The following is a 12,554-nucleotide window of genomic DNA, read 5'->3' on the forward strand; positions in this document are numbered from 1 at the left end:
GTCAGCCGTCCACCGCCGAACGGAGAAGCACGTGTCATCGCAGGCTGTTACCACGCAGGCCGTCACCCCGGAGCCCGAGCTGCTCCGGCTCCTGGACCAGCTCTCGGTCGAGGAGAAGGTGTCGCTCGTCGTGGGCGCGTCCATGTGGACCACCACGGGGGTGCCACGGATCGGCCTGGAGCCGGTGGTGCTGTCCGACGGCCCCGTCGGCGTGCGCGGCCCGAACGGCGGGACGTCCGCGATGTTCCCCGCGCCGTCCGCGCTGGCCGCGACGTGGGACCTGGAGCTGGCCCGCCGCGCCGGCGTGCTGTTCGCCGCCGAGGCCCGCCGCCACGGCGTCGACGTGGTGCTGGCCCCGCAGGTGAACCTCCAGCGCACGCCCGTGGGCGGCCGGCACTTCGAGTGCTACTCCGAGGACCCGCACCTGACCGCCGAGATCGCGGTGGCGCTCGTGGGCGCCGCGCAGGAGCGGGGCGTCGGGATGTGCGTCAAGCACTACGTCGCCAACGACTCCGAGACCGAGCGCACGCGCTACCTCGCGCGCCTCGACGAGCGGACGCTGCGCGAGGCCTACCTGGCACCCTTCGAGCGCCTCGTGCGCGACGTCAACCCGTGGTCCGTCATGGGCGCCTACAACGGCGCCGACACCGAGGGCCTCGCGGCGCCCCTGCTGGAGCACCGGCCGCTCGTGGTCGACCTGCTCAAGGAGGAGTGGGGCTACGACGGCCTGTTCGTGAGCGACTGGGTCGCCACGCAGTCCGTGGTGCCCGCCGTGCGGGGCGGCCTGGACCTGCAGATGCCCGGGCCTGACGGCGCGTGGGGCGACGGGCTGCTCGATGCCGTCCGCTCCGGCGAGGTCGCGGCGTCGGAGCTGGACGACAAGGTGCTGCGCCTGCTGCGGCTCGCGCGTCGCACCGGCCGGCTCGTGCTGCCTGGGTCCGCCGACGGGAACGGCGGTGGCGTGGGTGCGCACCTCGTGCTCCAGGCCGTGCCGGACCAGGCCGCGACCACGGCGTCGAGCGAGCTCCTGCGCGAGCTGGCCGCACGCTCCGTGGTGGTGCTCAAGGACGACGCCGGCCTCGTGCCGCTGGTGCAGGAGGGTGCCCGCCCGCTGCGCGTCGCGCTGCTCGGACCCGCCGCCGTCGAGCCGTTCTTCCAGGGCGGTGGCTCCTCGTTCGTGCAGCCCGACCACCTCACCTACCCCGCCGACGAGCTGCGCGCCGCGTTGCCGCAGGGCTCCGAGCTGACCGTGCTGGCCGGCGCCCGCGCCCTGCACAACCCGCCGGAGCTCGACGTCGACCGGTGCACCGACCCGGTCACGGGGCAGCCCGGCCTGCGCGTCGAGCTCCTGGCCGCCGACGGCAGCACGCTCGAGGAGCGCACCGCCCGGGAGTGGACCGGCTGGCTGGAGGACGTGCGGCCCGACGCCGACGCCGTCCGCCTGCGGGCGACCGTCCGCCTCGACGAGCCGGGCGCCCACGAGCTGGGCGTCGGCACGGTCGGCGTGCACCGGGTGCTCGTCGACGACGCGGAGGTCGCGACCGGCGCCACCCGCGTGGACGAGGACGTGGTGCTCTCCTCGGGGCACAACCACCCGATCGCGGCGCTCGCGCAGGCGAGCGGCACCGCCGACCTGGACGCGACCGTCCAGGTGGTGCACGCCGTGGGCTACGGGCACTTCGTGCGCGCCGCCCTGGTGCACCGGCTGCCCGGCTCCTCGGCCGCCGCCGAGCTGGCCGCCGCGGTCGACGCCGCTGCCGCCGCCGACGTCGCCGTGGTGCTGGTCGGCACCACCGCCGAGGTCGAGTCCGAGGGCTACGACCGGCCGGACCTCGACCTGCCGGGCAACCAGGACGAGCTCGTGCGGCGCGTCGCGGCGGCCAACCCGCGCACTGTCGTCGTCGTCAACGCGGGCGCGCCCGTGCTGCTGCCCTGGCTGAACGACGTGCCGACCGCGCTGTGGGGCTGGCTGCCCGGCCAGGAGGCGGGCACGGCGCTCGCCGACGTGCTGACCGGCGCCACCGAGCCGTCCGGCCGCCTGCCGTGGACGCTCCCGGCACGCTTCGAGGACGTCCCGGTGCCGCACGCGCGGCCGGTGGGCGGCGTCGTCGACTACACCGAGGGGACCGACGTCGGCTACCGCGCCTGGGAGCGGCGGCTGGCCGCCGGGCCGGACGGCGCGCCGGCGCCGGCCGTTCCGTTCGGGCACGGACTGGGCTGGACCACCTGGGAGTACGAGGACGCCGTCCTCGCCTGGGGCCAGTCCCACGACGCGCCCGCGACGCTGACCGCGTACGTGACCGTCCGGAACACCGGGTCCCGTGCGGGCCGCGAGGTGGTCCAGGTCTACGTCGAGGCGCCCGCGGGCGGCCCGAGCCGCCCCGTGCGGTGGCTCGGCGGCTTCGCGGTGGCGGACGTGCCCGCCATGGGCAGCGCGACCGTCCGCGTACCAGTTCCCACCCGGGCGCTGCAGGTCTGGGACCCGCAGGCCAAGGGCTGGACCACGCCGCCGGGCACCTACCGGCTGCGTACGGGCAGGTCCGTCGCGGACCTGCGCCTGACCAACGAGCTGACCGTCCGGCCCGGGGAGGAACCCGGCGCCGGAAACCAGTGATCAGACCCCATCTGTCCCGACCGGGACGAGTGCAAGGAGGCACACCGTGAGGATTCACAAGCACGTCGCCGTCGTGGCGGCCGCGGCGGCCGTCGCGCTGCTGGCAGCCTGCAGCGGCGGTGGCGGTGGCGGCACCGCCACCCAGGCGGGCGGCGGGGAGACCCTGACCGTCGGCATGCCGAACGGCGTCCAGACCGAGAACCACAGCCCGTTCGCCACGGGCTCGTCCGCGCTCTCGCTGGGCTACGCGTTCACGATCTACGAGCCGCTGATGATGCGCAACCAGGCCCGGCCCTCCGAGGCCCCGGAGCCCTGGCTCGCCGAGAGCATCGAGTGGAACGAGGACTTCACCGAGGCCGTCATCACGCCCCGCGAGGGCGTCACCTGGTCGGACGGGGAGGAGTTCACCGCCGACGACGTCGCGTTCTCCATCCAGCTCCGCAAGGACTTCGAGGCGCTCAACACCGGCGCCCTGCCCTACGACACGGTCGAGACCGACGGGACCACCGTGACCGTCAGCTTCACCGCCGGGCAGTTCGTCAACCAGTCCAAGCTGTACGACCTGGTCATGGTGCCCGAGCACATCTGGGCCGACGTCGAGGACCCGACCACCGACACCAACCCCGACCCCGTGGGCACCGGCCCGTACACGCTGGAGTCCTGGACGCCGCAGGCCGCGACCGTCGTGGCCCGCGACGACTACTGGGGCGGCAAGCCCGCCGTCCCCGAGATCCGGTACTCGTCGTACAACGACAACAACGCCCTGACCACGGCCCTGACCACCGGTGAGGCGCAGTGGGGCTGGACGTTCATCGCCGACTACGAGAACGTCTACATCGCCCAGGACCCGGAGCACTACCACCAGTACGCCGCCGGCGGCCTCGGCATCGACGTGCTCTACCTGAACAACGAGACCAAGCCGTTCGACGACAAGGCGTTCCGCCAGGCCCTGAACATGGTCATCGACCGCCAGGAGCTCGTCGACGTCGCCACCTCCGGCGTCAACCCCGCCCTGACCAGCGTCACGGGCCTGCCCCTGCCCGCCGGCGAGGAGTTCCTCTCCGCCGACTACGCCGACCAGGAGTACGCGGTCGACGTCGAGGGTGCCCGCGCCCTGCTGGAGGACGCCGGCTACACCTGGGAGGGCGAGAAGCTCGTCGACCCCGACGGCGACGAGGTGACGTTCGAGCTCGTCAACCCGGCCGGCTGGAACGACTACCTGACCGCCCTGGACCTCATCAAGAACTCCGCCGCCGAGCTCGGCGCCACCGCCACCGTCAACCCCGTCAACCAGGACGGCTGGTTCGCCGACATCATCCCCGGCGGCGACTTCCAGGCCACCCTGCACTGGACCGACGGCGGCGCCACCCCCTGGGACATGTACTCCGACATCCTGGACGGCGCCCACTACAAGAAGCTGGGCGAGCCGGCCACGTGGAACTTCGGCCGCTTCCAGAACGACGACGCCACGCAGGCGCTCGCCGACTACGCCGCCGCGCCGGACGACGCCGCGCGCACCGAGGCGCTGGACACGATCCAGAAGGTGTTCGTCGAGGAGGTGCCGGGCATCGCCATCTGGACCCGCCCGGCCACCGCGCAGTACTCGACGCAGAACTACGTGGGCTGGCCGTCCGAGGAGGACCCGTACAACCAGCCCCAGCCCACCGGTGTGCAGGCCGCCCAGATCCTGATGCACCTCAAGCCCGCGGAAGGCTGATGAGCGAGACCACACCGGTGCTGGCCGCGCACGGCCTCACCAAGCATTTCCGAGCGGGCGGGCGCCGCGTCAGCGGTGGCTCGCCCGCCCGGGCGATCCACGCCGTGGACGGCGTGGACCTCGAGCTCCACCGCGGCCAGGTCCTGGCCGTGGTGGGGGAGTCGGGTTCCGGCAAGTCCACGGTCGCCCGGCTGCTGGCCGGACTGATCCCGATCACGGGCGGGCAGGTGCTGCTCGACGGCGCCGACGTGCGCCTGCGGGGCCGGCGGGCGTTCCGCGCGTACGTGCGACGCGTGCAGATGATCTTCCAGGACCCGTTCGGGTCCCTGAACCCGGTGCACCCCGTGCGCTACACCCTGACGAGGGCGCTGCGCCTGCACCGGCGCCAGTCCAGCGGCGGCACGCTGCGGGGCCCCGAGCTCGAGGCCGCCCTGACCGAGCTGCTGGAGCGCGTGCACCTCACGCCCGCCACGCGGTACGTGGACAAGTACCCCCACGAGCTGTCCGGCGGGCAGCGGCAGCGCATCGCCATCGCGCGGGCCCTGGCCGCCGACCCGGAGGTGCTGCTCGCCGACGAGCCCGTCTCCATGCTCGACGTCTCGATCCGGCTGGGCATCCTCAACCTGCTGGCCGACCTGCGCGACCGGCTCGGGATCGCGGTCCTGTACATCACCCACGACATCGCCTCGGCCCGGTACTTCGCTGACCGCACCACCGTGCTGTACGCGGGGCAGGTCATGGAGACCGGCGACTCCGAGTCCGTGACCCAGGAGCCGCTGCACCCCTACACACGGCTGCTCATCGCCTCCGCGCCCGACCCGGACGACCTGGCGGGCGTCGGAGCGGCGGCCGTGCGGGAGCAGGGGACCGGCGGCGAGCCGCCGAGCCTCGTGGACCCGCCGCCCGGCTGCCGGTTCGCACCGCGCTGCCCGTACGCGACCGATCTGTGCCGCACCGAGACCCCCGAGCTGATCGAGGTCGCCCCCGGGCGGTCCGCCGCGTGCTGGGGGTACAGCGAGCGGGAGGGGCGGCCCGACGTCGGGCCCGCCGTCCGCCACGCGGGTGCGAACGGGTCGGGTACGAACGGGGAGGCGGCCGCGTGAGGTTCCTGCTGCGCAGGGTCGTGTTCTACGCGCTGACCGCGTGGGCCGCGATCACCATCAACTTCTTCATCCCGCGCCTGCTGCCGGGCGACCCCGTGACGGCGCTGCTGGGCCGCATGCAGGGCCGCATCGACAGCAACGCCGAGCACTCGCTGCGCGTGCTGTTCGGCCTGGACCAGGACACCAGTCTCTGGCAGCAGTACGTCGACTACTGGGGTCTGCTCCTGCGGGGCGACCTCGGGCTGTCGTTCACGCACTTCCCGACGCCCGTGGCCGACATCGTGGCCCAGTCGCTGCCGTGGACGGTCGGGCTGGTCGGCGTCGCCACGATCATCGCGTTCGTGATCGGCTCGCTCATCGGCACGTTCCTCGGCTGGCGCCGCGGCACCTGGGCCGACGGGCTGCTGCCCGTGGCGACGTTCTTCCAGGCCGTGCCGTACTTCTGGCTGGGCCTGATCACCATCGCCGTGCTGTCGGTCAACCTCGGCTGGTTCCCGTCCAGCGGCAGCTACGACCGCGGCCTCGTGCCCGCGTTCAGCGGCGAGTTCATCGGCTCTGTCATCTACTACGGGTTCCTGCCCGCGCTGACCGTGGTGCTGTCCTCCGTGGCGGGCTGGGTGCTCGGCATGCGCAACATGATGGTGACCGTCTCCTCCGAGGACTACGTCACCGTCGCGCACGCCAAGGGCCTGCCCGAGCGGCAGGTCATGCTCGGCTACGCCGCCCGCAACGCCGTGCTGCCCCAGGTCTCCAGCTTCGCGCTGTCCCTCGGCTTCGTCGTCGGCGGCACGCTGATCATGGAGATGGTCTTCTCCTACCAGGGCATCGGCTACACGCTCTACCAGGCGGTCTCCACCCACGACTACCCGCTGATGCAGGGCTGCTTCCTGGTCATCACCCTGTCCGTCCTCGTGGCGAACATGGTGGCCGACCTCGCCTACGCCTTGCTCGACCCCCGCACCCGGACGGAGGACCGATGAAGAACCAGCTGCTGTTCCTGCGCAACGGCAAGGTCATCACCGGCCTGGTCATCCTCGGCTTCTTCACGCTGCTCGCCCTGGTGGGCCCGTGGCTCTCGCCGTACGACCCCAACCAGGTGAGCGACGCGCTGCTCAGCCCGCCGTCCGCCACCCACTGGCTGGGCACCGACCACACGGGGCGCGACATCCTGTCCCAGATCATCGTGGGCGCTCGCGGCGTCCTGGTGGTCGGCCTGGTCGCCGGCGTGAGCGCCACCGTCGTGGGTGTGCTCGTGGGCGTGACCGCCGGGTTCGTCGGCGGCATCGGCGACGAGTCGCTGTCCGCGCTGTCGAACATGTTCCTGGTCATCCCGCAGCTGCCGCTGATCATCCTGATCGCCGCGCAGCTCCCGTCCGCCGGCGGGCTCACCGTCGCGCTGGTCATCGGGGCCACCGGCTGGGCCTGGGGCGCTCGCGTGCTGCGCGCCCAGACGCTGTCGCTGCGCAAGCGCGACTTCGTCGAGGCGGCCCGGGCCAACGGGGAGCGCACCTGGCGCCTCGTGCTCGCCGAGGTCATGCCCAACCTGACGGCCGTGATCGCGTCCGGGTTCGTGGGCACCGTGACGTTCGCGGTGCTGTCGCAGGTCACGCTGTCGTTCATCGGCATCACGCCGGTCAGCGACTGGAACTGGGGCACCATCCTGTTCTGGGCGCAGAACAACCTCGCGCTGCAGCGTGGTGCGTGGTGGTGGTTCGTGCCGGCCGGGGCGTGCATCGCGCTGCTCGGCATGGCGCTGACCCTGGTCAACTTCGGTATCGACGAGATCGTCAACCCCCGCCTGCGGTCCACCGGCCTGCACGCGCGCTCGCTGCGTCGCCGGGGCATCCGGCCGCGCGTGGGGTTCACCCCGGTGGTGCGGGAGGTGCGGTCATGAGCACGGCTACGAGCGCTGGTGCCGATACGGGCACGGCGACGACGACGGCGGAGCCGGTCCTCGAGGTCCGGAACCTCAGCGTCGACTACGGGTTCGGCGACGACCCCACGCACGTGCTGCGCGACGTCTCCCTGACGCTGCGCCGCGGCGAGGTGCTGGGGCTGGCGGGGGAGTCGGGCTGCGGCAAGTCGACCCTCGCCTACGCGGCGACGCGGCTGCTCGCCCCGCCCGGCCTCATCACCGGTGGTGAGGTGTGGCTCACGAACCGTGACGGCAAGCGGGCGGACCTGCTCGCCCTGTCCGACGCCGAGCTGCGGGCCGCCCGCTGGCGCGACATCGCGATCGTGTTCCAGGGCGCGATGAGCTCGCTCAACCCGGTGTTCCGGGTGGAGAAGCAGCTCGTCGACGGCATCCTGGCGCACCGGCCGCGGATGGGGCGCGGGGAGGCCCGGGAGCGGGCGGCGGAGCTGCTGCGGCTGGTGGGCATCTCGGCCGACCGCCTGCGGGCCTACCCGCACCAGCTCTCCGGCGGCATGCGGCAGCGCGTCATGATCGCGATGGCGCTGGCCCTGGAGCCGCAGGTGCTCATCATGGACGAGCCCACCACGGCGCTCGACGTGGTGATGCAGCGCCAGATCCTGGAGCAGGTTATGGAGCTGCGCGAGCGGCTTGGGTTCTCCGTGGTGCTCATCACGCACGACGTGTCCCTGCTGGTCGAGGTGGCCGACCGCATCGCCGTCATGTATGCGGGCGAGATCGTGGAGACGGCCGCCGCGCGCGACGTGTACACGCACCCGCGGCACCCGTACTCCGCGGGCCTGCTCGGCTCGTTCCCTCCGCTGCACGGGCCGCGACGCGACCTCTCGGGCATCCCCGGCGCCCCGCCGGACCTGTCCCAGCGCGAGCCGGGCTGCCCGTTCGCGCCGCGCTGCCCGCACGTCATGGACGTGTGCCGCACGGAGCTGCCGGTGCTGGGCCGGACGGCCCAGGCCGAGGACGGGCGTCTGGTGGCGTGCCACCTGCACACCTCGTTGTCCGCGGGGGAGAAGCTGCCGGATCTGGTGGCGCGGTAGTTGGTGGCGCGTGCGAGCAGTGGTCGGGCGGTGAGATCTGTTCGACCGCTGCTCCGTGCTGCCGGTCAGGCGTGGGAGTAACGCTGGCGGACTGCCTCCCCGGTGGTACCGATGGCTTCACCGAGTTTGCGCCAGGACACCTTTTGCTCGCGGGCAGCCTCCACCGCCTTGGCCAGGTCACGTTCGGCCGCGTCCCGCTTGAACGCTGCGAGCTTGACCGCCATCAACGGCGGAACGGGCGCGTCAAAGTCTTCCGGCTTGGGCTCGTAGGACTCAAGCTGATCGGCAAGGGCATCAGCGTTGGCGATCAGCGCTTCCAGGTTTCGTCGCATCTGATTCATTTCCTCCGTCGCAGGTACTTCTCCCGGGCAGGGCGCATCGCATGAGCGACTGCGAGGAGCCCGAACCACTCCAGGACCCCGACCTCGATCAACACGCCCTGCTGGTCTGGTCCGACGAACATCACCATGCCGTCCTCCTGAACCACGTGATGCAGCTCGAACCGCAACGCGTGCAGGATGTCCTCCTCAGCGACGCCATGCCGGTGCGCCGGCTCAAGGATGACCGGCTCCTCGATGTCGTCGGCCTCAAACGCCGCATCCCACCCCTGTGCCTTCCCCACTGACCTCTCCATCCACAAGATTACTTGTTGGCAAGGTTACTTGGCAAGGCTGGCGATCGCTCGGCGACGATCGCCCTCGGTCGGTAGCGCGACGGTGCCGTAGGTGTTGCCGAGGTCGACGAAGGGTAGTCGGTCAAAGGTGTCGGTACGGCTGGAAGCCGCCGTCCCGGTCGGGCGGCGGGTCGCGTCGCACCCGGTCACCGGGGCGAACCTCGTCACGTGATCGAAAAGATCACCCGCTGTTTGGTCAAATAGTGGTGATTCTCGCCCATAACCTCCTCTCTGTGGATATTCCGGACCTGGGTGGTGTGCGCCGGTCGGCGGCGACAGTGTGGGGACGTGCGGCACGGGGTCTCCGGACGCGCGCGGGTAGTGCGGTGGCGGCGGTGACGGCGCTGGTGGTCCTGGCGACAGGTGCCTCCGCCCTCGTCGCGACCGGGGCCGCGGACGGCATGCTGGCCGCGATGGGGGACGAGCCCGTCCAGGAGTGCCCGGTCGAGGAACCGACGCTGACTGTGGCGCTGGCGACGGCCGCCCGCTGCGGTCACGAGGTCGAGGCGCTCGACGAGAAGACGCCCTGGCAGTCGTCGTTCGGGCAGCCGTCGGGACAGGTGCGGCTGGAGATCGGGAGCAGTGCGGACGCGTCCGACGCCGATGGCGACGGCGTGTTCGAGCCGATCGAGACCGCAGTGGCCGAGGACGAGTCCGGCCGCCTGAGTCCTGCCGCTCCCGCGGTGGCCATGAGCTTCTCCGCGGGTGGCGACGAGGCCACCTCGGAGCCGGACGTCCTCGCGCGGATGACCTCGGCGGACGGCCAGGTGGTGGACGTCGAGGCACCGTTCGAGCTGACCGACCCGGCCGTCGAAGGTGACCGGATCGTGTACCCGGACGTCATGTCAACCGGCGGCGAGCCGTCCGGCGTCGACCTGGTCGTCGCGGTGAACACCGACGGGTCTGGGTTCAGCCAGGTGCTGCGCTTCGCGAACGAGGCGGCGGCACGTAACCCGCACGTCGCTGAGCTCGATGCCGATCTCGGCTTCGGTGTGAGCGCCAAGGACGCCTCGGGAGCCGGCCTCGAGATCGCACGCGAGCACGGTGCCTTCACTGTCACCGATCCGCACGCGGCTGAGCCCGATGCCGACGGTGATGACCCCGAGGTGTTCCGGTCGTCCCGTCCGCTGGTCTGGACCTCCGAGGCGCCTGCGGAGGAGCCCGCCGCGGCAACCGCAGGACGTGCGGCGATCTCGGAGACAGCCACTCCCTCCGCCTCGACCACGGCCGACCAGACGGATCCGGTCACGGGTCCGTTGACCCCCGGCGCGGTGGTCGAGGTGCCCACCGACGACGGCGGGGACACCACAGAGGGAACTGTCGGTGCCGCGATCGTGGCTGCGGCAGAGGACGAGACGACGGCCTTCCCGATGTTCGCGGCCCTGGCCGTCTCCGGAACGCTGTCCGAGGTCACGGCTGTGCGCAGCGCCTGGCCGGACAGCGCCTCCTCGTACCAGTTCGACGGTGACGCAGGTGTCGGTCGTTGCCTGGCGCCCGACCCGTACGCCGGCTATCAGTGCGGCCTGACCAGTACTCACCGGATCCTCTACGAGTTCGGCGGCCTGGGCGGAGTGGGGAGCCTGGCGTCCGCGGACGTGACGAAGGCGGTCTTCAACATCAACGCCACCTTCTCCTACAACTGCGACAAGACAGGTGTCTGGGTGTACCAGACCGGCTCGAACGCGGTCAGTAGCGCGACGACGTGGAACAACCGTGGGTCCTGGTCGACGCGCCTTGCCGGTGAGCTGGTGACGCACCGCACGGGTTGCTCCGGGATGGTGCGATCGGTCGGGTTCGACGTCACGGCCGGCGCGAAGAAGGTCGCGTCGTCGAACTGGTCCTCGCTCACTCTCGGTGTCCGGTCGGCGAACGAGTCCACGATGGTCGGCTGGAAGCGGTACATCGGCCGCAACGACGGCAACGGCAGCACCAGCCCACGCGCGACGCTGTCCGTCACCTACAACCGAGCCCCCGGGATCCCGTCGAGCCTGACAACATGGCACAGCAAGGAGGACTACTCCTGCAAGACGGGCGCGGACCGTCCGGTGCTGCGCACGACCATGCCGAGGTTGTCCGCGTTCATCCGTGACCCGGACGGCAACGCCACCAAGGCACGGTTCCAGATCTTCCGGGTCGACAACGGTATCCAGGTGTGGGGCGCCTACATGTCGTCATACCTGGCCTCGGCGCGCACCCACAAGATCCAGGTGCCGGACAACGAGCTGTTCTCCAACGTCGTCTACAAGTGGCGTGTCCTGGCCAAGGACTCGACCGGGCGAGAGGGCGGGTGGTCGAAATGGTGCGAGTTCACCGTGGACATCACCAAGCCCGAGAAGCCGAACATCTACGCCGTGACGAGCGGTGAAGGTGTCGAGGCGGTGTACACCAACGAGAACATCGAGGCCGGAGGCATCGGGCTGACCGGCAAGTTCCGGTTCGGCTGGGCGGGCTCCAAGGACGTGGTCCGGTTCAAGTACGGCTTCACGGACACTGCGACGCCCAAGTCGGTCGCGACCTCGTCGGCGGGGACAGCGGTGGTGTCCTTCACGCCGACCAAGCCGGGGCCTGCGACGGTGTACGTCCGATCCGTCGACCGTGCCGGCAACATCTCTGACATGTCGGCGTTCTTCATCGACATTGCTGCTCCCCAGGAGTCACACATCTGGCGGATGGACGAAGGCACCGGCACCAGCGTGGCGGACGGGTCTTGGGTCACGGTCAAGGAACCTCTGGCGCTCAAGGACGACGGTCTCGGCACCGCGCCGGCGTGGGTGGCCGGCCCGCACGAACTGTTCGGATCGCGAACCGGAGACAAGGCGCTGTCCCTTGACGGCGTGGACGACCGGGCCGCGACCGTTGGCGCGGGCATCGACACGAGCAAGAGCTTTGTCGTGTCGGCTCATGTGCGGCTTCCGCAGGACGCGGACCTCACGGGCCATGACATCGTGATCTCCCAGAACGGCACTATCCAGTCGCCTTTCGCCTTGATGTGGTGGGGATCGTGCAGGACCGATGGCGGCTGCTGGTCGTTCAACCTGTACCAGACAGACGCTCTCAACTCGGGGATCGTGCGCGCCACCCAGTCCTCCGCGGTCACCTATACCCCGGGTGAGTGGGTGCACCTGACGGGCTCGTGGAACAAGGACACGGGCAAGGCGTCCCTGTGGGTGTGTCCGATCGGAACACCGGAGAACCCCGCACCCGCGAACCCGATCCGGAGCGATTCCACGGCGACCGTGACGTCGATGTGGCGCGCGACAGGCGCGACCGTCATCGGACGTGGCATGTGGAACGACGAAGCTGCTCACTTCTTCGACGGTGAGATCGACAACGTGCGTGTGTTCGAAGGAACGGTCATCGCTGAGAACAAGGTTCGGCGGCTCTGCCAGGGCGCCGACAGCACCGACTTCGTGTCGGGGCTTCCGGCCCTCGACCCGACGGTGGGCGACAAGTCGATCGAGGAGTCGGGCCAGTGACCGC

9 protein-coding genes are annotated in these 12,554 nt (G+C 71.0%); 7 read left to right on the forward strand and 2 right to left on the reverse strand.

Annotated elements, in window-relative coordinates; translation table 11 throughout:
• Positions 1-31: 31 nt before the first annotated feature.
• The 6 genes from QRN56_RS04370 to QRN56_RS04395 are packed head-to-tail and all read left to right on the forward strand — an operon-like array spanning position 32 to position 8,401.
• The gene (locus QRN56_RS04370; protein WP_285101470.1) at positions 32-2,614 is read left to right on the forward strand and encodes a beta-d-glucosidase; all 2,583 of its coding nucleotides are present in this window, start codon (positions 32-34) and stop codon (positions 2,612-2,614) included.
• Positions 2,615-2,660: 46 nt separating this feature from the next.
• The gene (locus QRN56_RS04375; protein WP_285101472.1) at positions 2,661-4,331 is read left to right on the forward strand and encodes an ABC transporter substrate-binding protein; all 1,671 of its coding nucleotides are present in this window, start codon (positions 2,661-2,663) and stop codon (positions 4,329-4,331) included.
• On the forward strand, positions 4,331-5,434 hold the full coding sequence (locus QRN56_RS04380; protein WP_285101474.1) for an ABC transporter ATP-binding protein: 1,104 nt from the start codon (positions 4,331-4,333) through the stop codon (positions 5,432-5,434). The genes QRN56_RS04375 and QRN56_RS04380 overlap by 1 nt, the downstream gene beginning before the upstream one ends.
• On the forward strand, positions 5,431-6,414 hold the full coding sequence (locus QRN56_RS04385; RefSeq protein ID WP_285101476.1) for an ABC transporter permease: 984 nt from the start codon (positions 5,431-5,433) through the stop codon (positions 6,412-6,414). The genes QRN56_RS04380 and QRN56_RS04385 overlap by 4 nt, the downstream gene beginning before the upstream one ends.
• Positions 6,411-7,328 (forward strand): ABC transporter permease, encoded by a 918-nt coding sequence (locus QRN56_RS04390; protein ID WP_182614664.1) that lies wholly within the window; start codon positions 6,411-6,413, stop codon positions 7,326-7,328. The genes QRN56_RS04385 and QRN56_RS04390 overlap by 4 nt, the downstream gene beginning before the upstream one ends.
• The gene (locus tag QRN56_RS04395) at positions 7,325-8,401 is read left to right on the forward strand and encodes an ABC transporter ATP-binding protein (protein WP_285101479.1); all 1,077 of its coding nucleotides are present in this window, start codon (positions 7,325-7,327) and stop codon (positions 8,399-8,401) included. The genes QRN56_RS04390 and QRN56_RS04395 overlap by 4 nt, the downstream gene beginning before the upstream one ends.
• Positions 8,402-8,466: 65 nt before the next feature.
• Here the strand turns inward: QRN56_RS04395 and QRN56_RS04400 are convergent, their stop codons facing one another.
• Together QRN56_RS04400 and QRN56_RS04405 are read right to left on the reverse strand one after the other, a co-directional pair.
• Positions 8,467-8,733 carry a hypothetical protein gene (locus QRN56_RS04400; protein ID WP_285101481.1) on the reverse strand — a complete coding sequence of 89 codons (267 nt, stop codon included), beginning with the start codon at positions 8,731-8,733 and terminating at the stop codon, positions 8,467-8,469.
• 5 nt (positions 8,734-8,738) lie between these two features.
• Positions 8,739-9,023: a hypothetical protein gene (locus tag QRN56_RS04405; protein ID WP_285101482.1), complete on the reverse strand. Its 285-nt coding sequence runs from the start codon at positions 9,021-9,023 to the stop codon at positions 8,739-8,741.
• Here QRN56_RS04405 and QRN56_RS04410 point away from each other — a divergent pair.
• Positions 9,011-12,550, forward strand: a complete 3,540-nt coding sequence (locus tag QRN56_RS04410; protein WP_285101484.1) for a LamG-like jellyroll fold domain-containing protein — start codon at positions 9,011-9,013, stop codon at positions 12,548-12,550. The genes QRN56_RS04405 and QRN56_RS04410 overlap by 13 nt on opposite strands.
• Positions 12,551-12,554 lie beyond the last annotated feature (4 nt).

Source organism: Promicromonospora sp. MEB111 (assembly GCF_030209445.1).
Taxonomy (GTDB): domain Bacteria; phylum Actinomycetota; class Actinomycetes; order Actinomycetales; family Cellulomonadaceae; genus Promicromonospora.